Here is a 19,784-nt window from a genome sequence, read left to right on the forward strand (position 1 = left end):
CTTGAGCGCCCGGCTCTGGTAGCATGCGCCGCATGACGTATTCAGGAAGATTGACCTGGGGCCTGGTTTTCTGGGTCGCCAGTTTTACAGCATGGGGCCAGAGCGAGTTGCTGGTGAAGGTAAAACCGGCCAACAAGGCGCTCAAGGCCAATGTCGAAGGCTATATCGGCAACCTTGGCGACCGTGACGAAGAAGCGCTGCTGCGTTTCAGTCGCGGGGCCGAGGAGCAGGCGCGCAAAGCCGCGCAGGCACTTGGCTATTATCAGGCTCAGATCGACACCGAGGTCAAGCCGCCGACAAAGGCCGACCAAGCCCCGCAATTGATAATCCAGATCGCCCCGGGCGAGCCTGTAAGGCTGCGCAACGTGACGGTACGCATCGAAGGCCCCGCCAGTGAAATGAAGGCGTTTCGAGTGCCTGACAGCAAGGCGTTGCGTGCTGGCGAGCAGCTCAACCACGGGCTTTACGAAGACGCCAAGCGGCTGATCCAGAACCAGGCCTCGCGCTATGGCTTCTTCGCCGGCCGCTTCAGCCGCCAGCGCCTGGCGGTCGACCCCCAGGCCGGTGTGGCCGACATCGAGCTGGTTTACCAGAGCGGCCCTCGCTACCGCCTCGGCGCGGTCAGGTTCGGCGGTGATACCCCGCTGGATGAAGACCTGCTGCAGCGCATGGTCTCGTTCAAACCGGGCACACCCTATGACTCCGAACTGATCGCCGAGCTCAACAACGACCTGCAATCGAGTGGCTACTTCGAAGGCGTGCGGGTAGATGCCGCGCCGACCGCCGCTGTGGGCGAGGACATTCCGGTGGATGTCCGCCTGGAAACCCGAAAACCACGCACCATGGGGCTGGGCCTGGGCTTCTCGACCGACGTCGGCCCCCGCGGCAAGGCCAACTGGACGCGGCACTGGGTCAACCCACAAGGCCACAGCTATGGTTGGGAAACCGAGCTGTCGGCACCCCGGCAGAACGTTGGTCTGTGGTATGACGTGCCGCTCGACCCGCCGTTGACCGACAAACTGCGCTTTGCCGGGGGTTATCAGAACGAAGAGCTTGCGGGGACCGACACCCTCAGCAAGCTGCTCACCGTAGGGCCTGAATGGCACAGCAAGTTGCCCAGTGGCTGGCAGCGGGTCATCTCGCTCAAGTACCAGCGTGAAGAGTATCGCCTGGGCGATGACTCGGGGCTGAGCAATCTGCTGTTGCCGGGCGTCAGCTTTTCGTACCTGCGCAGCGACAACCGCATCGATCCGCACAATGGCTACCGCCTGCAGTTCGATACCCAGGTGGCCAAGGAAGGGCTGGTGTCCGACACCAACCTGCTGCATGCCAACGTACTGCTCAAAGGCCTGACCACGCTCGGCCACAACCATCGCTTCCTCGGCCGGGTGCAGTTTGGCGGCAGTGCCACCAACGGTTACAAGCACAACATTCCGCCTTCGCTGCGCTTTTTCGCCGGTGGTGACCAGAGCGTGCGTGGCTACGACTACCAGACCCTGTCGCCGAAAAACAGCGATGGCGACCGCATCGGTGGGCGCTACCTGGTGGCTGGCAGCGTCGAGTATCAATATTCACTGACTGAAAAGTGGCGAGTGGCAACCTTCGTCGATCAAGGTAATTCGTTCAACACGCTTGAACTGCCCAGCCTCAAAACTGGCGTGGGTATTGGCGTGCGTTGGGTTTCACCGGTCGGGCCGCTGCGCCTGGACCTGGCCAAGGCACTCGATGACGAGGGCGGTATTCGCCTGCACTTCTCCATGGGGCCTGAGCTGTGACACGTGTGTTCAAATTCATACTGCTGGGCGTGCTCGGCGTGGTGGTGGCCGCAGGCCTTGTGCTGGGTGTGCTGGTGGGGACCGAACGCGGTAGCCGCTGGGCGTTGGCAAGGGTGCCGGGGTTGGAGGTCGCCGATTTCCAGGGGCGCCTGGCGGGCAGTTGGCAAGCCAGCCGGCTGAGCTGGGTCGAGGGCGGCAACCGGGTAGAGGTGCAGGCCCCGCTGTTGACGTGGTCCCCCGCCTGCCTGCTGCGCGCCACCTTATGCATCGAGCAGTTGCATGCGCAACGCATCGACATGGCCTTTGCGCCGAGTGATGTGCCTGCCGACAGCGGCCCGCTGCAACTGCCGGCCCTGCGTTTGCCGGTTGCCATCGAGCTGGGCGAGGTCAAGATCGGCCAGCTGCGCCTGGACGGCAGCGACTTGCTCGGTGACTTGCAACTGGCAGCCCACTGGACCCGAACGGGGATGCGTATCGACCACCTGCAGCTGCAACGCGATGACCTGCGTCTGGACCTGCAAGGTGACCTGCAGCCTGAAGGTGACTGGCCAGTGCAATTGCAGGGGCAGGTTCAACTGCCTTCGGTGGAGGGTAAAAGCTGGCAGCTGGCAGTGACAGTGCAAGGCGAATTGCAGAAAACCCTAAAGCTCGAAGGCACCACCTCGGGGTATCTCGATGCCAAGCTCAACGGTGAGCTGCAGCCATTGGCCGAGCACTTGCCGGCAACGCTGCAGATCCGTTCCGAGGCGTTCAAGCCGACCGCTTCGCTGCCCGATACCCTGCAGTTCAACCAGCTTGAGCTCAACGCCAAAGGCGATTTGCTCAAAGGCTATAAATTGTCGGGCTCGGCCAGCTTACCCGCTGAACAGTCGCCGATTGCCTTGGCGCTGACCGGGTGGGTCGATAGCAAGGGGGCCAAGGTCGATGCTCTTGACCTTAACGCCAGCGATAGCCAGCGGCTAAAGCTGCAGGCCAGCGCCGATTGGCAACAAGGCCTGAGCGCCGATGCCCAGCTTGAATGGCTGGATTTCCCGTGGCTGCGTCTGTACCCGCTGGAAACCCCGCCTGACGTCACGCTCAAGCGTTTCAATGCCCAGGTTCACTACCGCGATGGCAATTACCAAGGCACCTTCAATGGCGATCTGGACGGCCCGGCGGGTGCTTTCACGCTGGCTAGCCCATTCGAAGGTGATCTGACCCAGGTGAAGCTGCCGCAGCTGGCGCTCACCGCAGGGCAAGGCAAGGCCGCCGGCAGTGTTGCCGTGCGCTTTGCTGACACGCTGGCGTGGGATGTCGATGTGCAACTCTCGGCGCTCGACCCTGCGTACTGGCTTGCCGAGTTGCCCGGTACACTGGCCGGACCACTGCGCAGCAAAGGTGAAATGAAAGGCGATGAGCTCAGACTCGATGCCCAGCTCGACCTGAAAGGCCGCCTGCGCGGTCAGCCCGCGGTGCTCAAGGTCGAAGCCCAAGGGGCAGGGGAGAGCTGGACCTTGGGTGCCTTGGCGATCCAGTTGGGTGACAACCGCATCAACGGCAGTGGCAGCCTGCAACAGCGGCTGGCCGGACGCGTGGATCTCGATCTGCCGCGGCTTGGGCAGCTTTGGCCCAGGCTACAAGGTCAGGTCAAGGGCCGGCTGGACGTGACCGGGACCTTGAAAGCGCCACAAGGCACGCTGACCCTGCAGGGCCAGCAGCTGGCGCAGGCCGAAAACCGTATTCAGCGGCTGGACCTCGACGCGCGCCTTGATAACACCCAGCGTGGCGTGATCGACCTCAAGGCAAGTGGCATACACCTCGGTGACACAGCGCTGGGTACCTTGCAGGCCAATGGCAAAGGCGACATTCGCCAGCAGGCCCTGACCCTGGCACTCGACGGCCCGCAGCTCAAGCTGGACCTTGGCCTGGACGGCCAGTTGAACAAGGGCGACTGGCGGGGTCGTCTGGCCAGTGGGCGCATCCAGGCCGGTGGCCAGGACTGGCAGTTGCAGGCACCAGCACGCTTGCAGCGGTTGGCCAGCGGCACGCTGGATTTTGGCGCCCATTGCTGGCGCTCTGGTCAGGCCAGCCTGTGCGGTGAAGACCAGCGCTTGGCACCTGATCCGCGCCTGCGCTACCACCTCAAGCAGTTCCCCCTGGACAGCCTGGCCCAGTGGCTGCCAAAGGACTTTGCCTGGCAAGGCCTGCTGAACGCCGACGTCAACCTGGACATCCCGGCCCGTGGCCCCAAGGGCAGCATCCTCGTAGACGCCAGTGGCGGCACCCTGCGGGTGCGTGACAAGGGGCGCTGGATCGACTTCCCCTATCAGACCTTGCGCCTGGACAGCACGTTGGCGCCACGACGTATCGACGCCCGCCTGGATTTTCGCGGCGAGCGCCTGGGTGAACTGAGTTTGAACACCCACCTCGACCCATTGGGCAAAAACAAGCCGCTGTCGGGGGATTTCCGCCTGGCGGGCCTGGACCTGTCGGTCGCCCGCCCGTTCGTGCCCATGGTCGAGCGCCTGGCCGGGCAGTTGAATGGCAGCGGTCGTTTGTCGGGTACCTTGCTTGCACCACAGGTCAACGGCAACCTGGTGCTGATCCATGGCGAAGTCAGTGGCGCCGAGTTGCCGGTAAGCCTGGAAGACCTGTCGTTGCAGGCATCGATCGCGGGTGAGCAGGTTCAGCTCAATGGCGGTTGGCGCAGTGGCGAAGCGGGGCGCGGCCAGTTGACCGGCAATCTGACCTGGGGCCAGGCCCTGGGCATGGACCTGCGTTTGCAAGGGCAGCAACTACCGGTGACGGTGGAGCCTTACGCCACGCTGGAGGTTGCCCCCGACCTGACCCTGCGCCTGATTGATGACAAGCTGGCGATAACCGGCAAGGTACAGGTGCCAAAAGGCAAGATCACGGTACGTGAGCTGCCGCCATCGACTGTGAAGGTTTCCGATGACACGGTGATCGTCGGCCATCAGACCGAAGAGGGTAAACCCTCCATGGCAATGGCCATGGACATCGATGTCGAAGTCGGGCGTGACAAGCTGTCATTCAGTGGCTTTGGCCTCACGGCCAACCTGCTCGGTCACGTGCACATCGGCGACAACCTCGATACCCGGGGTGAGCTCAGCCTGGCTGACGGCCGTTACCGCGCTTACGGGCAGCGCTTGACCATTCGCCGGGCGCGGCTACTGTTCGCCGGCCCGCTCGATCAGCCGTACCTGGACATCGAGGCGATTCGCAAAGTAGATGACGTAATTGCCGGTATTCGCTTGAGCGGCAGTGCTGAGCAGCCCACCACAAAGGTGTTTTCCGAACCTGCCATGAGCCAGGAGCAGGCCCTGTCGTACCTGGTGCTGGGGCGCCCCTTGGGCACGACGGGTGAAGACAACAACATGCTTGCCGAGGCAGCGTTGGGCTTGGGACTGGCAGGCAGTGCCGGCATCACCGGGAGCCTGGCATCGAGCCTGGGTATCGACGACTTCCAACTGGATACCGAAGGCTCAGGCAATACCACCAGTGTGGTTGCCAGCGGCAACCTGACCGAGAAGCTGAGCTTGCGTTACGGGGTGGGGGTGTTCGAACCGGCCAACACCATCGCGTTGCGCTACAAGTTGAGCCGCATGGTGTACCTGGAGGCGGCCAGCGGGTTGGCAAGCTCGCTGGATATCTTCTACAAACGGGACTTCTGATCGCCGCGGTCAACGGACCGTGGCAGCCTCGATGAATTCATTGGTATCGGGCGTGGGCGGGGGCGTGAATTTGGGCATGCGCACCGGTGTGATCAGGCTGGTGTATTCCTCGATCAGCCTGTTGAGCGCTTCAGGCGGCTCGCTGGCCTGGAACTGCATGCGGATCTGCACCTCGTCAGGGTCTCGACTATCGCCCTGACGGCCCTGGCCACCAATGGTCACCTTGAAGCTGGCGGCGTTGTTCTCACTGGCGGTCAGCAACGCCTGTTGCGCCTCGGTCCCTTTGACCCTAACCGACAGGTCCACCTGCATGCGCTCCAGCGCCAGGCCCTTGGGTGACACCAGTGCAAACAAGGGCACGCGCATGATGTGCTGCTCATCCATGGCCACCTCGACCATCTTGGCTTTCATCGGGGCGCCCAGTGCGTCGGTATCACAGTCGAAGAATTGATCGAACAGGTTGATGTACTGTTGCGCAATCAGGCTGTTGGTGGCGCTCGCGGCTTCTTGCAAGCCGCGCGTGATCTCGCGCAAATCGATCGATGTCATGGGGGCGAGGGACTTTTCCAATCATCAGGCTCCTGGGTCCAGGTGGTGCCCCCTGCTGCAAGGGGGCGATTGTTACCGACATCAGTTCGCAGGAGGGGTGGCGGGCTTCGCCTTGCTGCCACCTTCTTTTTGGCTGACAGGTTCCGGGTTGCTGCTTTTGGCCGGGGCGTTCAGGGTATCGGCCTGTGAGATTTTGTCCGTGCTATCGAGCGTCGCGCTCTTGACGACGGTGGGTTTGGTGGCGGCATCGGTGAGGAAATCGATGACCCTCATCATCGCTTCGGGCGGGTCTTGGCGCTTCAGGGTCGTGTTGAATGCGTAGCGGGCGCGGGTATCGGTCTTGCGGGTCTGCGTGGACTTGTGGCTGATGCTGCCCTTGACGTTCAGTTTGAACGGCCCCCACCCAAGAGACCCACCGGCCTCGGCGGCCATGCTCTTGTCGGTTACATCTTCCGACATCTGATTGATGGTCAGTTCGAACTCGACATGGCCTTCCTCGATGGCGATGTTCGGGTGGGTAATCGCCGCCACCAGCGGTACTTTCATCGTCTTGCTGACGACACCTTGGTATTCGCCCTGTTCGTCGACGATGGTTTCGTCATAGTCGAACTGGATGGCGACGGCCTTGCCTTCCTGGACGCAGACTTGCATCAGGAAGTCGGCATAAGATTTGCTAGCGGTGACCTGCGCCTGCACCATGGCTTGCAGGGGGCCTGCGATCATGCGGTCCATCGGCAAGGCATTGACGACGGATCCGATGAGGCTGTTGTCTATGGGCATAGCTGGATTCTCTTTTTAGGGGGCGGTGGGCGTCAGTGGCGACCACAATGCTCATGGCTAGCGAACGCAAGGTTCCTGGCGGCGGATATTGCCGATCTGGCGCAGGCTAAGGCCGTATTTGTCGGCCAACAGGCTGCGCGACAAACCATCGGCGCTTTCTTTTTGGATTTGCAGGTTGCGCAGCTGGCGCGTGAAGTGGTCGGCCTTGGGGATTTCCAGGGCCACGCCGGCGAAGCGCTTGATCAGCGCGTCGAGCGCTTCGGCTGGCAGCACATCGGCAAGCTTGGTGCGCTCGCGGTGCTTGGGGATGTATTTGGGCCTGCCGCCATAGGCGCAGGTCAGCTGAAAAGCATTGTCGATACCGATGCACTCGATCAGCGCTTGCAGTGAGTGCGGCAACTGGCTGACATCTATGCAGGTGAGGTCTGGTAACTCCATGCGACGCTCCTTCGTTCGGGGTTGCGATGCGGGACGCGATCACCAGCGGCGTTGTGTCGAAGGTGTGACTGGATTCTCAGGTAGAGCCAAGGCGCGTCGCTAGGCGGCATATAAGCTGGGGGTTGTAGCCTCGGTGAACAGGGTTTGCAGGCAGTGATTTAGCTTGCTGTAGGACATCGCTTCATCTTTTCGCTACAGGTGTTGATTTCCCGTTGGCGTGGTACCTGACATGACTGCTGGGGGCTATAACCCTTAGTCACACGGGTAGCTGCTCAGCAGGCTGGCGCTTTTCAAGTAGGCCCGGGGGGTTGTGGTCATGCCCTGGGGCAGGGCACGCCAGTCGACCAGCAGGCACAGTGCACTGAACGCGTGCTCGCCGCGCTTTCCTACAACGCGATCAGAAAAATTTCGGCGATAAAGTGCTCGTGTCTGCTGCACGGAGTACACCTGATCGGCCTGCGCCAACGTCTGGCGGGCCAGGTCCGGCAACTGCGATGCTGGCAAGGTGAAGTGAACCTGGCTGGCATGAGGGTGCAGATAGCCGGCTTCGCGAACGCTGTGCCAGAGTTGTTGCCATTGGCTGGAGCCAGCGCTGGCGGCCAGCTCGCTGCCTAGTTCGAGCAGCTGTTCGGCAGGCGTCTGGCGAGTGTCCAGCGCATAAAGAGGGAAGGAAGTCAGAGCAAAGGATGCGAACAGCATGGATTTGTACATGGTGCCTCCGGCACGGGCGATGAGGGCCCAATGCTTTCAGGCGGACGGCACCACGCTAAGCAGGAAATGCAGCGCCGGTGCGGGTGGGCGTTGTATCATGGCCGCTGCTCGTTGCGAGCCATTTGCCCCTGATGTTGCAAGGAACTATCAATGACACACGTGCAGCGCCTCAAATATTCACTTCTGATCATCCTGGTGGTACTGGGCCTCATGCTGGGCCTGTCCCACCTGCAAAAGCAGGGCACGATCAGTGAGCAGACCTTCCAGTTGGTGGCGATCGCCATTGCCGTGGTCGTGGTTGTGATCAATGGCATTCTGCGGCGCAAGGTCAAACCCTGACCTGTGCGGGCCGGCCAGGTGTGGCCGGCCATACGCTCAGCGTGGCGAGGCTTGGTCCAGCACCGCGCGGGCCTGGGGGTTGAGGCTGTAGCATTTGTCGCTGCCCAGGTTGATGACGCCTTCGGCACACAGCCGCTTGAGTACTTCGCGCACGCTCAGAAATGACAGCGGAATATCCAGTTGCTCCAGCTGTGCATGCACGCCGCGCACGCCAATGCTGCGGCCATTGCGGTCTGCCGCGTGCAAGGCATCGATCACCTTGAGGCGAATGAGGCTGGTGCGCAGGCCAAAGGTGCGCAACAGCTCGCGAATGTGTTCGTTCCCGACACGCTCGTCGGCGAAAGCGTCCTGTCCTTTGGGCGCCTTGCCTGGGATGTGCCCAGCCTGCATTGAGGGTTGCGGGTTGTACATGTGAATGCTCCTTTTCGTGGACTACCCGAAATGTGGTTGCCTCACTTACTAGGACGAATGAGAACGGAAAATCTGCAGTCCGCCCGAAAAAAAATTGCCTGCTCCTGTTTCAAGACGTTCTATCGCCTTGTAATACGTAAAATTTTCACGCAGCCATTCGTCTGATCGGGATGACCCCTGAATCCGAGGTGTGCCCGTGTTTTCGATTTCGCGTCCCATGACCCGTGCCAGCCTCGCCGCTGCCCTGGTCGCCTTCAGCATTGCCGCGCAAGCACAGCCTGCCAGCGCTGATGCCAGCGCACAGATTCGCCGTACCAGCTTTGGGGTGCCGCACATCGTGGCCAAGGATGAGCGCGGCCTGGGGTACGGCATCGGTTATGCCTACGCACAGGACAACGTGTGCCTGTTGGCCAACGAAGTGCTGACGGTGAACGGCGAGCGGTCGCGCTACTTCGGTGCCAAGGGTAAAACCATCGAGCAACGGGACAACCTTGCCAGCGACCTGTTTTTCACCTGGCTCAACACACCGGCTGCCGTGGGTGCGTTTCTCCAGGCTCAACCGGCGCCAGTGCGTGATCTGCTGGAGGGCTATGCGGGTGGTTTCAACCGTGCCCTGGCCGAGCGCCGTAGCCAAGGTTTGCCTGCAGAGTGCGCAAAGGGGGACTGGGTGCGGCCGATCACTAGCCAGGACCTGGTCAAGCTGACCCGTCGTCTGCTGGCTGAAGGGGGTGTCGGTCAGTTCGTCGAGGCGCTGGCAGGGGCGCAGCCGCCCGCGCTGTCCAGTCAGCACGGGGCACCGGATTTTGCCTCGGCACTGGCCCGCCAGGCGCGCTTTGCATCGGAGCGAGGCAGCAACGCGGTGGCAGTCGGGTCGCAGCGCTCGGCCAACGGCCGTGGCCTGTTGCTGGCCAACCCGCACTTCCCCTGGATGGGCGGCATGCGCTTTTATCAAATGCAGCTGACCATACCGGGCCAATTGGATGTGATGGGGGCTGCATTACCGGGCCTGCCCGTGGTGAACATCGGCTTCAACCGGCATCTGGCCTGGACGCACACGGTTGATACGTCAAACCATTTCACGCTCTATCGCCTTGAGCTTGATCCAAAAGACCCGACCCGCTACTTGCTCGACGGCAAGTCGCTGCCGTTGTCGCGGCAGACTGTCAGCGTCACGGTCAAGGCAGAAGATGGCTCCTTGAGCCAGGTTGAACGCCAGGTCTACAGCTCGAAGTTCGGGCCAGTGGTGCAGTGGCCAGGGCGCCTGGACTGGGACGCACGGGCAGCTTACAGCTTGCGCGACGCCAACCTGGAGAACACGCGGGTGCTGCAGCAGTGGTATCGCATCAACCATGCCGACAGCCTGGACGCGCTGAAGGGCTCGGTGGAGCAGTTGCAAGGCATTCCCTGGGTCAACACGCTTGCTGTGGATGAAGGCGGCCGAGCGCTGTACCTCAATCAGTCGGTGGTCCCGTACGTCGATCAGCAACTGCTCAGTGCATGCGGCAACCCCAAGGCATCGGGGCGCCTGGTGGTATTGGATGGCTCGCGCAGCGCCTGCCAGTGGAAGGTCGATGCGCAAGCTGCGCAGCCCGGCATCTTCCCGGCGCGATTACTGCCGAGCCTGGAACGCAAGGACTTTGTACAGAATTCCAACGACCCCGCCTGGATGGCCAACCCCGCGCAGCCTTTGACCGGCTATTCGCCGCTGGTCAGCCGCAATGACCAGCCGCTGGGCATGCGTGGTCGTTTTGCCCTGCACCGCCTGCAAGGCACAGCCAAGCTGGGTATCGACGATCTGCAGCACATGGTCACGGATGATGAAGTCTACCTCGCCAGCCTGCTGTTGCCGGACCTGTTAGCGTGGTGCAAGGGGGCCGCAGCAGACCTGCAGCCCGTGTGTGCCAGCCTGGTCGCCTGGAACGGCAAAGCTGACCTAGACAGCGGCATCGGCCTGGTGCATTTCCAGAACATGTTCGAGGCCCTGGCGGCTCATCCTGAGAGCTGGCGGGTGGCATTCGACCCGGCTGACCCGCAGCATACGCCGCGCGGCCTGGCAGTTGAGCAGGCTGCGGTGCGCAAGCTGCTGCGCGAGGCGGCCTTGGCGTCGTTGCAGCAGGTGAGTGAAAGCGGGGTAGGGCGCGACAGCCAATGGGGGCAGGTGCAGCAAGCTATCGATGGCACGCCGGTGCCGGGTGGCCCGCAGGGGCTTGGGGTCTACAACGCGATTCACAGCGTGCCGCATGGGCCGGGCAAGCGCCTGGTGCTCAGTGGCACCAGCTACCTGCAACTGGTCAGCTTCACCGATCAGGGGCCTCAGGCCCGGGGGCTGCTGGCGTTTTCCCAGTCGAGCGAGGCGGGTTCGGCCCATGCCCATGACCAGACCAAGGCATTCTCGGCCAAGCAACTGGCAGTGATTCCGTTTACCGAGGCGCAGATAAAGGCGGACCCCGAGTATCGGGAGTATGTGATCAGTGAGCGGGACAAAGGGGCAGTGGCTCAGCATTAAAGGAATCTGGGGCTGCGAAGCGGCCCCAAATTTTCGGCTGTTCAGGAAAACTCGAACGGCGCCAGCTGAAAGCCCTGTTCGTCAACCTGCAAGGTCCAGCCCCGACGGTCCCAGTCCCCCAGCACGATGCGTCGTGCCGGTTGGCCGTCTACCACCAGCTTGTGAATCGCCGGCCGGTGGGTGTGGCCATGGACCAACGTCCTGACCCCGTGCGCCGCCATCACCTTTGGCACTTCTTCCGGTGTGACGTCGACGATCTCCGTGGCCTTCATGCGCGTTTGCGTGCGGCTTTCGCTGCGCAGCTTGCGCGCCAGTTTGTGCCTGGAGGACAGCGGCAGGTGCCGCAAAATCCACAGGCTCAATGGGTTGCGCAGGTAACGACGCAGCTTCATGTAGGCCAGGTCCCGCGTGCACAGTGTGTCACCGTGCATCAGCAGTACCTGCTCACCGCCCAGTTCGATCACGCTCGGGTCGGCCAGCAAGGTACAGCCGGCGGCCTCGCAGAAGTCCTGACCGATCAGGAAATCACGGTTGCCGTGCATCAGGTAGATCGCCGTACCGCTGTCGCTCAACTGGCGCATGGCCTGGCAAATCGATTGCTGGAACGGCGTCATGGCATCGTCGCCGATCCACGCCTCGAAGAAATCGCCAAGGATGTACAGCGCCTTGGCATGCCGCGCACGGCCATCGAGCAGATCAAGAAACGCCCGGGTGATATCCGGGCGTTCTTCTTGCAGGTGCAGATCAGAGATCAGCAATATCACCCAACGATCTCGGCTTTCTCGATGATCACGTCATCTTTCGGCACGTCCTGGTGGCCGGATTTGGAGCCGGTGGCAACGGCTTCGATCTTGTCGACGACGTCCTGGCCTTCGGTCACTTTACCGAATACGGCATAGCCCCAGCCCTGCACGTTCTTGCCGCTGTGGTTGAGGAAGTCGTTGTCGGAGGCGTTGATGAAGAACTGCGCCGAGGCGGAGTGCGGCTCCATGGTGCGGGCCATGGCGATGGTGTACTTGTCGTTTTTCAGGCCGTTGTCGGCTTCGTTCTGGATGCTGGCACGCTTGTCACGCTTTTCGTTCATGCCTGGCTCGAAACCGCCGCCCTGGATCATGAAGCCTTTGATCACACGGTGGAACACGGTGTTCGAGTAGTGGCCGGCTTCAACGTAGGCCAGGAAGTTGGCAACGGTCAGAGGGGCTTTTTCGGCGTCCAGTTGCAGGACGATGTCGCCGTGGTTGGTGCTCAGTTTGACTTTGGACATGCTGAAATTCGCTCTTTCAAGGCAATCAAAAATTAGGGTGCGCAGTGCGCGGGTTATCACCTGACGCAGGATCAGGCGATCGCGACACAATGGCGCGCACGGGCCATTTTGCCAGGCTGCGGCAAAAAAGCCGTGATAAATCGCGCCAGTTTGTCCGAGCCCGGCTGTCAGCAGCTTGACTGCTTCGGCTATGATAGGCCCTTTGATTCAATCGGCCTACCCAGGCCGGACACGTGCATTCAAGGATCCTATGAGCAAGCCCACTGCCGACAACGCGCCCAACGCCGCTGCCAAAGGCGCCCCCGCTGTCCCTGCGAACTTCCTGCGGCCGATCATCCAGGCCGACCTGGACTCGGGCAAGCACAGCAGCATCGTCACCCGTTTCCCGCCGGAGCCCAACGGTTACCTGCACATTGGTCACGCCAAGTCGATCTGCGTGAACTTTGGCCTGGCCAAGGAATTCGGTGGCGTCTGCCACCTGCGTTTCGACGATACCAACCCGGCCAAGGAAGACCAGGAGTACATCGACGCCATCCAGAGCGACGTCAAGTGGCTGGGCTTCGACTGGGCCGGCGACGTGCGCTACGCCTCCAATTACTTCGACCAGTTGCACGACTGGGCCGTCGAGCTGATCAAGCGTGGCAAGGCCTATGTCTGCGACCTGACCCCTGATCAAGCCAAGGAATACCGCGGCAACCTCAAGGAGCCGGGCAAGAACAGCCCGTTCCGCGAGCGCAGCGTCGAAGAAAACCTCGACCTGTTCGCCCGCATGAAGGCCGGCGAGTTCAAGGACGGTGAACGCGTACTGCGAGCCAAGATCGACATGGCGTCGCCGAACATGAACCTGCGCGACCCTATTCTTTACCGCATCCGCCATGCCCACCACCACCAGACCGGTGATAAGTGGTGCATCTACCCCAACTACGACTTTACCCACGGCCAGTCGGACGCCATCGAGGGCATCACCCACTCGATCTGCACCCTGGAGTTCGAAGGGCACCGTCCGCTGTACGACTGGTTCCTCGACAACCTGCCGGTACCGGCGCACCCGCGTCAGTACGAGTTCAGCCGCCTGAACCTGAACTACACCATCACCTCCAAGCGCAAGCTCAAGCAATTGGTCGACGAAAAGCACGTCGATGCCTGGGACGACCCGCGCATGTCGACCCTGTCGGGCTTCCGCCGTCGCGGTTATACGCCAGCGTCGATTCGCAACTTCTGCGAAATGATCGGCACCAACCGTTCTGACGGCGTGGTCGATATGTCGATGCTTGAATTCAGCATCCGTGACGACCTCGACCGCACTGCACCACGCGCCATGTGCGTGCTGCGCCCACTGAAAGTGGTCATCACCAACTACCCGGAAGGCCAGGTCGAGCAGCTCGAGCTGCCGCGTCACCCTAAAGAAGACATGGGTGTGCGTGTGCTGCCGTTCGCGCGTGAACTGTACATCGACCGCGACGACTTCATGGAAGAGCCGCCAAAGGGCTACAAGCGCCTGGAGCCGGCCGGTGAAGTGCGCCTGCGTGGCAGCTATGTCATCCGCGCTGATGAAGCCATCAAGGATGCCGACGGCAACATCGTCGAGCTGCGTTGCTCGTACGACCCGGACACCCTGGGCAAGAACCCGGAAGGCCGCAAGGTCAAGGGTGTGATCCACTGGGTGCCGGCCGCAGGCAGCGTCGAGTGCGAAGTGCGCCTGTACGACCGCCTGTTCCGATCGGCGAACCCGGAAAAGACCGAAGACGGCGGCACCTTCCTGGACAACATCAACCCGGATTCGCTGCAAGTGCTGACCGGCTGCCGTGCCGAGCCGTCGCTGGGTCAGGCCCAGCCTGAAGACCGCTTCCAGTTCGAGCGCGAAGGTTACTTCTGCGCCGACCTCAAGGACAGCCAGCCGGGTCGCCCGGTGTTCAACCGCACCGTCACCCTGCGTGACTCCTGGGGCAGTTAAGGAACCGTCGTGCTTAACATCTACAACACCCTGAGCAAAACCAAGGAAGCCTTCAAGCCGCTCGATGGCAACAAGGTGCGCATGTACGTCTGCGGCATGACCGTGTACGACTACTGCCACCTTGGCCATGGTCGCAGCATGGTGGCCTTCGACCTGGTCACCCGTTGGCTGCGCAAGAGCGGCTATGAGCTGACCTACGTGCGCAACATCACCGACATCGACGACAAGATCATCAACCGGGCCAACGAGAACGGCGAGACCTTCGACGCGCTGACCGCCCGCATGATCGACGCGATGCACGAGGATGAGCGCCGCCTCAACATCCTGCCGCCGGACCAGGAGCCGCGTGCCACCGACCACATCGCCGGCATGCACGCGATGATCCAGACGCTGATCGACAAGGGCTACGCCTACGCGCCAGGTAACGGCGACGTGTACTACCGGGTAGGCAAGTTCGTCGGTTACGGCAAGCTGTCGCGCAAGAAGATCGAAGACCTGCGCATCGGTGCCCGCATCGAGGTCGACGAGGCCAAACAGGACCCGCTGGACTTCGTGCTGTGGAAAGGCGTCAAGCCGGGCGAGCCGAGCTGGGAATCACCCTGGGGCCCCGGTCGTCCGGGCTGGCACATCGAGTGCTCGGTGATGTCCACCTGCTGCCTGGGTGAAAGCTTCGACATCCACGGTGGCGGTAGCGACCTGGAGTTCCCGCACCACGAGAACGAGATCGCCCAGAGCGAGGCCGCTACCGGCAAGCAGTACGCCAATGCCTGGATGCACTGCGGCATGATCCGTATCAACGGCGAGAAGATGTCCAAGTCGTTGAACAACTTCTTCACCATCCGCGATGTGCTGGAGAAGTACCACCCGGAGGTGGTGCGTTACCTGCTGGTGGCCAGCCACTACCGTAGCGCCATCAACTACTCCGAAGACAGCCTGCGCGATGCCAAGGGCGCTCTGGAGCGCTTCTACCACGCACTGCGCGGCCTGCCACGGGTGGCGGCCAAGGGTGGCGAAGCGTTTGTCGAGCGTTTCAGCGTGGCGATGAACGACGACTTCGGCACCCCGGAAGCCTGCGCCGTGCTGTTCGACCTGGTGCGCGAGATCAACCGCCTGCGCGACAGCGACCTGGAGGCTGCTGCTGGCCTGGCTGCGCGCCTGCGTGAGCTGGGGGATGTGCTGGGTGTGCTGCAACTGGAGGCCGATGACTTCCTGCGTGCGGGGGCGGAGGGCAAGGTCGATGCTGCTGAAGTCGAAGCCTTGATCCAGGCGCGCCTGCAGGCGCGTGCAGACAAGAACTGGGCGGAATCCGACCGTATCCGTGACCAGCTGACCGCCCTGGGCGTGGTGCTGGAAGACAGCAAGGGCGCAACTACCTGGCGCTTGGCTGACTGATCAGTGAAGCGAGGGGGCTGCCAGGCAGCCCTTTCGCGACACACTGCTAAACAGCAGGCAGCGCTTTTCTGCCCAACACCGCTCGCCCTTTCTTCATGCCGACCGCCAGGGCCGACAAGATCAGGGCAATACACAGCCAGTCCCATCCGCTTGGCACCTCTTGGACGATCAACGCTGAGCTGACGATGCCGAATACCGGAATCAGCAGCGACAGCGGCGCTACCGTGGACACCGGATATTCGCGCAACAGGTAGTTCCATCCCCAATAGCAGAAATGCGTCGCGGCATACACCTGGAACGCCAGGGAAAAGACCACGACGGCATGCGTCTGCGATGCCAGCGCCACGAACGGCCTTGCGCCGTGCAGCCACCAGGTCAGCGAAAGCAAGGGTATCGGTGCAAAAAGGCTGGCCCATACGACGAAGGCAAAGATCGCCTTCACCTTTGACAGCTTGATGATGACGTTGCCGATGCTCCAGGCCAGCGCGCTGATCAAGACCAGCGTCAAACCTGTTGTCGTGGTTTTGCCGGGGCTTGCTGCCAGGATGCCAACCAAGCCGGCTGCCGCCAGCACGATGCCGATCAGCTGGGGGCCGGTAAGGGGTTCGCGAAACAGCAAACAGCCCCAGGCCAAGGTAAAGAACGCACTGAACTGAATCAGCAGCGAGGCGCTGCCGGGCGGCACGCCCATGGCAATCCCCAGATTGATCAAGGCCCACATGGCAACGCCAAAAATCAGGCCGTATGCAGCTATCCAGTAGACGGCAACCTTCGGGCGCTTCACGAAGAACACCCACGGCAATGCGCACAGCGCGAAGCGGATGCCGGTGAGCAGCAGGGGATCGACCTGGGCCAAACCCAGTTTGGTGATCGGGAAATTGATACCCCACAGGGCAGTAACCAGGACGGCAAGGATCAGGTGTTTTTTGTGCATGGCATGGCAATCTTCTGAGGTCGCGGCAGTGCGCCTTGACGCGTGAGGAATATGCCGAATCACGATTTGGCCCGCTTTCAATTCAAGGTCAAATCTAATTAAAATCGGGCCATGACATACACCGAAGACACGCTATACGACGACACACATTGCGATGTGGTGGTGACAAGGAAGGCATTCGCCGACGGCGAACTGTTCCCGATGCACAGCCACCGTCGGGGTCAGTTTGCCTACGCAGCATGCGGCGTGATCACGGTTGCAACCGAATCAGGTAACTGGGCCGTGCCACCCTTGCGGGCCGTCTGGGTGCCCGCGCAACTGGCCCATGCCATGCACATGCGTGGCCCCGTTACCATGCTCAATGCCTACATTCGCCCGCAGGCAGCCCAGCAGGTCGGCCTGCCTCGGCATTGCCAGGTATTTGCGGTTTCCCCGTTGGTGCAGCAGCTGCTTGAGAAGGCTGTCGAAGTGCCTGCCCATTACCCCCAGCAGGGGCGGGATGCCTGCTTGATGGGGTTGTTGTTGTATGAGATTGCCGACATGCCGGGGTTGTCGTTGAATGCGCCTATCCCCACAGAGCCGCGCCTTGCGCGTGCGTGCAAAGCGTTTCTGGCTGCGCCCTCACTGCAAACAGGCATCGACGGCATGGCGCGGCTGGCCAGCATGAGCCGGCGCACATTCACACGCCAGTTTCGCCTGCACACCGGGATCAGCTTTATCGAATGGCGCCAGCAGGCCTGCTTGCTGGACGCCGTGGTTCGGCTGGGCAAGGGTGAGCCGGTTACGCGCGTTGCGCTGGCGCTTGGGTACAGCAGCCCGAGCGCCTTTGCGACAGTGTTCAAGCGCGTGCTGGGCGAGGTGCCCAGCCGCTACTTCGACACCCCAACCCATGGGCAATGCAGCAGCAGCTTCGCGCCGCCCAGCTCGCTGGCACCCACCTGAAGGCCAAACCCATGCAGATCAACGATCGCGGCAACGATCGACAAACCCAGCCCGAAGCCCGGATGGCGGTGGCCTTCCTCGCTGCGATAGAACCGCTTCAGTACCGCAGTGCGTTCCTCTTCAGGGATCCCCGGGCCGCTGTCCTCGATTGCGATATGCAGGCCCTGGTCGTCCTGCGTCGCCAAAACGCGCACGCGGCCACCTTCTGGGGTGAACTTGATGGCGTTGCCCACCAGGTTGGCCAGCGCCTCGAACAGCAGTTCGCGGTCACCGTGCAGCGCCGGTAGCTGCGCGGGCTGGTCAAGCTCCAGGCGAATACCGCCATCCTCGGCCAGGGGCAGATAAAAGTCGTGCAGCTCCACCAGCAGCTCATGAGGGTCGAGTTGCACGAAGCCTGCACGGCGCTGACGGTCTTCCAGTTCACTGATGCGCAACAGGCCGCGAAAGCGCGCCATCAAGGTGTCGGTTTCGCCAATCGCCTGGTCCAGCGCCTCGGCCTGCGCCGAATCGGCGTCACTCTGCTGGCGAATGCGGTACAGCTGGGCGCGCAGGCGGGTCAGCGGCGTACGCAGGTCGTGGGCAATGTTGTCGCACACCCCTTTGACCTCGTGCATCAACCGCTCGATACGATCCAGCATGGCATTGACGATGGCGGCCAGCATGTCCAGCTCGTCGCGACGGGCCGACAGTGGCAGGCGGTGGGTGAGGTCGCCCGCGACGATCAGCTCGGCCTGGGCCTGAATGGCGCGGATACGCTTGAGTGGCCTGCGCCGTAGCAGGTACCAGCCGGCAAACCCGGGGATCAGGGTCAGGGAAATGCCCCACAGCAACGCATCCAGGATGATGCGGGTAACGACGAACAGTGAGCCATTGTCGCGGAACAGCACCAGCCAGCGGCCGTCCTGCACCTTGATCGCCACCGCATCGCAGCTGTCACGCGGCATGTGCGGGTCGTCCGCATCCAGGCAGCGCTTGAGTTCATGCACCTTGCCGTCCATGCCAAGCTCCGGCGGAATGGCACGGATACGCCCGCCGATCGGGTTGAGCTGAGCGTCGAACAGGCCGTAGGCGTCGAAGGCGCGCTCTTCGAAGGCCTGGCTGGCAATCAGCGCGTCGTCCAGTTGCTTGCCGCTCATGTGCGCGAACAGGTGCTGGCGCTGCAGCATGGAGTGGCGGGTGAGTTTGTTCAGGTAGCTGGAAACCTCGAAGTACAGCACGCCCATGAGGATGCTGCTCCAGGCCACGAACAGAAAGCTGTACAGCGCCAACAGGCGGCTGGTCGAGGAACTCCAGCCCTTAGACGGGTTCAGCAATGGCATAGCCGGAGCCCCGTACCGTACGGATCAGCGGCGATTGGCCGGGTGAGTCGATCTTCTTGCGCAGGCGGCCGATGTGGACGTCGATCAGGTTGGTGCCCGGGTCGAAGTGATAGCCCCAGACCTCTTCGAAGATCATCATCCGCGTGATGACCTGGCCGCTGTGGCGCATCAGGTATTCCAGCAGCTTGTATTCGGTGGGCAGCAGGTTGAGCGTGTGCTCGCCGCGCCGCGCCTCGTGGCTGATCAAGTCCAGTTGCAGATCGGCGACTTGCAGGCGGGTCTGGGTCATGGGCACGCTGTTGCGGCGCAACAGCACTTCCACCCGGGCGGCCATCTCGTCCGAGGCGAATGGCTTGGTCAGGTAGTCGTCACCCCCGGCACGCAGGCCGCGCACCCGCTCGTCGACGTCGGACAGGGCGCTGATCATCAGGATTGGCGTGGCGATCTTGAGGCTGCGCAGGGTGGTGACGATAGTCAGGCCATCGACTTCGGGCAGCATTCGGTCCAGGGTAATCAGGTCGTAGCCACCGGCAATCGCCTTGGCCAGGCCTTCCCGGCCATTGTCGGCCCAATCCACGTCCAGGCCGTGGCTGGTGAGTTCGGCGACGATTTCCTGGCCGGTGACGGCGTCGTCTTCGATGGTCAGTACGCGTGGCATGCTGGTTCCTGGGCGGCGAGTAGAGACTTGATTGTGCCAAAGAATAGACAAACGGCGATTTAAGAAAAATTCATCTGGCGGGTCGCGGCCGAGCAAACGGCCAAAAAAAGGGGCATGCCATCGTCTGGCATGCCCCTTTTT

The 19,784-nt window shown here is 62.1% G+C and carries 17 protein-coding genes; 7 read left to right on the forward strand and 10 right to left on the reverse strand.

Annotated features, from left to right (window positions below):
- The first annotated feature begins 32 nt into the window (after nucleotides 1-32).
- Both OGV19_RS09170 and OGV19_RS09175 read left to right on the forward strand, forming a co-directional pair.
- On the forward strand, nucleotides 33-1,775 hold the full coding sequence (locus tag OGV19_RS09170; RefSeq protein ID WP_264313920.1) for an autotransporter assembly complex protein TamA: 1,743 nt from the start codon (nucleotides 33-35) through the stop codon (nucleotides 1,773-1,775).
- A complete protein-coding gene (locus tag OGV19_RS09175) occupies nucleotides 1,772-5,446 on the forward strand; it encodes a translocation/assembly module TamB domain-containing protein (RefSeq protein ID WP_264313092.1) in 3,675 nt (1,224 codons plus the stop codon). Before OGV19_RS09170 ends, OGV19_RS09175 begins: the two co-directional genes overlap by 4 nt.
- Before the next feature lie 9 nt (nucleotides 5,447-5,455).
- Here the strand turns inward: OGV19_RS09175 and OGV19_RS09180 are convergent, their stop codons facing one another.
- The 4 genes from OGV19_RS09180 to OGV19_RS09195 all read right to left on the reverse strand — a co-directional run bounded on the left by OGV19_RS09180 (nucleotide 5,456) and on the right by OGV19_RS09195 (nucleotide 7,924).
- Nucleotides 5,456-6,016: a DUF2589 domain-containing protein gene (locus tag OGV19_RS09180; protein ID WP_264313093.1), complete on the reverse strand. Its 561-nt coding sequence runs from the start codon at nucleotides 6,014-6,016 to the stop codon at nucleotides 5,456-5,458.
- A gap of 60 nt (nucleotides 6,017-6,076) precedes the next feature.
- Nucleotides 6,077-6,775: a DUF2589 domain-containing protein gene (locus tag OGV19_RS09185; protein WP_264313094.1), complete on the reverse strand. Its 699-nt coding sequence runs from the start codon at nucleotides 6,773-6,775 to the stop codon at nucleotides 6,077-6,079.
- A 57-nt stretch (nucleotides 6,776-6,832) separates the two neighbouring features.
- Complete coding sequence (locus OGV19_RS09190; RefSeq protein ID WP_264313095.1) at nucleotides 6,833-7,213, reverse strand: Mor transcription activator family protein; 381 nt, start codon at nucleotides 7,211-7,213, stop codon at nucleotides 6,833-6,835.
- Nucleotides 7,214-7,465: 252 nt separating this feature from the next.
- The gene (locus OGV19_RS09195) at nucleotides 7,466-7,924 is read right to left on the reverse strand and encodes a hypothetical protein (RefSeq protein WP_264313096.1); all 459 of its coding nucleotides are present in this window, start codon (nucleotides 7,922-7,924) and stop codon (nucleotides 7,466-7,468) included.
- Between the two features lie 150 nt (nucleotides 7,925-8,074).
- On the opposite strand from OGV19_RS09195, the gene OGV19_RS09200 reads away from it, so the two are divergent.
- On the forward strand, nucleotides 8,075-8,263 hold the full coding sequence (locus OGV19_RS09200) for a hypothetical protein (RefSeq protein WP_264313097.1): 189 nt from the start codon (nucleotides 8,075-8,077) through the stop codon (nucleotides 8,261-8,263).
- 36 nt (nucleotides 8,264-8,299) lie between these two features.
- On the opposite strand, the gene OGV19_RS09205 is transcribed toward OGV19_RS09200, so the two are convergent.
- Nucleotides 8,300-8,674 carry a fe2+ zn2+ uptake regulation protein gene (locus tag OGV19_RS09205; protein ID WP_264313098.1) on the reverse strand — a complete coding sequence of 125 codons (375 nt, stop codon included), beginning with the start codon at nucleotides 8,672-8,674 and terminating at the stop codon, nucleotides 8,300-8,302.
- Between the two features lie 196 nt (nucleotides 8,675-8,870).
- Between OGV19_RS09205 and OGV19_RS09210 the strand changes: the two genes are divergently transcribed.
- Nucleotides 8,871-11,180: a bifunctional acylase PvdQ gene (locus OGV19_RS09210; RefSeq protein ID WP_264313099.1), complete on the forward strand. Its 2,310-nt coding sequence runs from the start codon at nucleotides 8,871-8,873 to the stop codon at nucleotides 11,178-11,180.
- Between the two features lie 41 nt (nucleotides 11,181-11,221).
- On the opposite strand, the gene lpxH is transcribed toward OGV19_RS09210, so the two are convergent.
- Together lpxH and OGV19_RS09220 are read right to left on the reverse strand one after the other, a co-directional pair.
- A complete protein-coding gene (gene lpxH / locus OGV19_RS09215; protein WP_264313100.1) occupies nucleotides 11,222-11,944 on the reverse strand; it encodes a UDP-2,3-diacylglucosamine diphosphatase in 723 nt (240 codons plus the stop codon).
- Nucleotides 11,941-12,444 (reverse strand): peptidylprolyl isomerase, encoded by a 504-nt coding sequence (locus OGV19_RS09220; protein ID WP_264313101.1) that lies wholly within the window; start codon nucleotides 12,442-12,444, stop codon nucleotides 11,941-11,943. Before OGV19_RS09220 ends, lpxH begins: the two co-directional genes overlap by 4 nt.
- A gap of 250 nt (nucleotides 12,445-12,694) precedes the next feature.
- Between OGV19_RS09220 and OGV19_RS09225 the strand changes: the two genes are divergently transcribed.
- Both OGV19_RS09225 and cysS read left to right on the forward strand, forming a co-directional pair.
- On the forward strand, nucleotides 12,695-14,398 hold the full coding sequence (locus tag OGV19_RS09225; protein WP_264313102.1) for a glutamine--tRNA ligase/YqeY domain fusion protein: 1,704 nt from the start codon (nucleotides 12,695-12,697) through the stop codon (nucleotides 14,396-14,398).
- Between the two features lie 9 nt (nucleotides 14,399-14,407).
- Nucleotides 14,408-15,790: a cysteine--tRNA ligase gene (gene cysS, locus OGV19_RS09230; protein ID WP_264313103.1), complete on the forward strand. Its 1,383-nt coding sequence runs from the start codon at nucleotides 14,408-14,410 to the stop codon at nucleotides 15,788-15,790.
- A 46-nt stretch (nucleotides 15,791-15,836) separates the two neighbouring features.
- On the opposite strand, the gene OGV19_RS09235 is transcribed toward cysS, so the two are convergent.
- The gene (locus OGV19_RS09235; RefSeq protein WP_264313104.1) at nucleotides 15,837-16,724 is read right to left on the reverse strand and encodes an EamA family transporter; all 888 of its coding nucleotides are present in this window, start codon (nucleotides 16,722-16,724) and stop codon (nucleotides 15,837-15,839) included.
- 111 nt (nucleotides 16,725-16,835) lie between these two features.
- On the opposite strand from OGV19_RS09235, the gene OGV19_RS09240 reads away from it, so the two are divergent.
- Nucleotides 16,836-17,666 (forward strand): AraC family transcriptional regulator, encoded by an 831-nt coding sequence (locus OGV19_RS09240; RefSeq protein ID WP_264313105.1) that lies wholly within the window; start codon nucleotides 16,836-16,838, stop codon nucleotides 17,664-17,666.
- Here the strand turns inward: OGV19_RS09240 and OGV19_RS09245 are convergent.
- Nucleotides 17,594-18,985, reverse strand: coding sequence for a sensor histidine kinase (locus OGV19_RS09245; protein WP_264313106.1), 1,392 nt, complete (start codon nucleotides 18,983-18,985; stop codon nucleotides 17,594-17,596). The genes OGV19_RS09240 and OGV19_RS09245 overlap by 73 nt on opposite strands.
- Nucleotides 18,963-19,643 (reverse strand): response regulator transcription factor, encoded by a 681-nt coding sequence (locus tag OGV19_RS09250; protein WP_264313107.1) that lies wholly within the window; start codon nucleotides 19,641-19,643, stop codon nucleotides 18,963-18,965. The genes OGV19_RS09245 and OGV19_RS09250 overlap by 23 nt, the downstream gene beginning before the upstream one ends.
- Nucleotides 19,644-19,784 lie beyond the last annotated feature (141 nt).

The organism is Pseudomonas putida, from assembly GCF_025905425.1.
Lineage (GTDB): Bacteria > Pseudomonadota > Gammaproteobacteria > Pseudomonadales > Pseudomonadaceae > Aquipseudomonas > Aquipseudomonas putida_AF.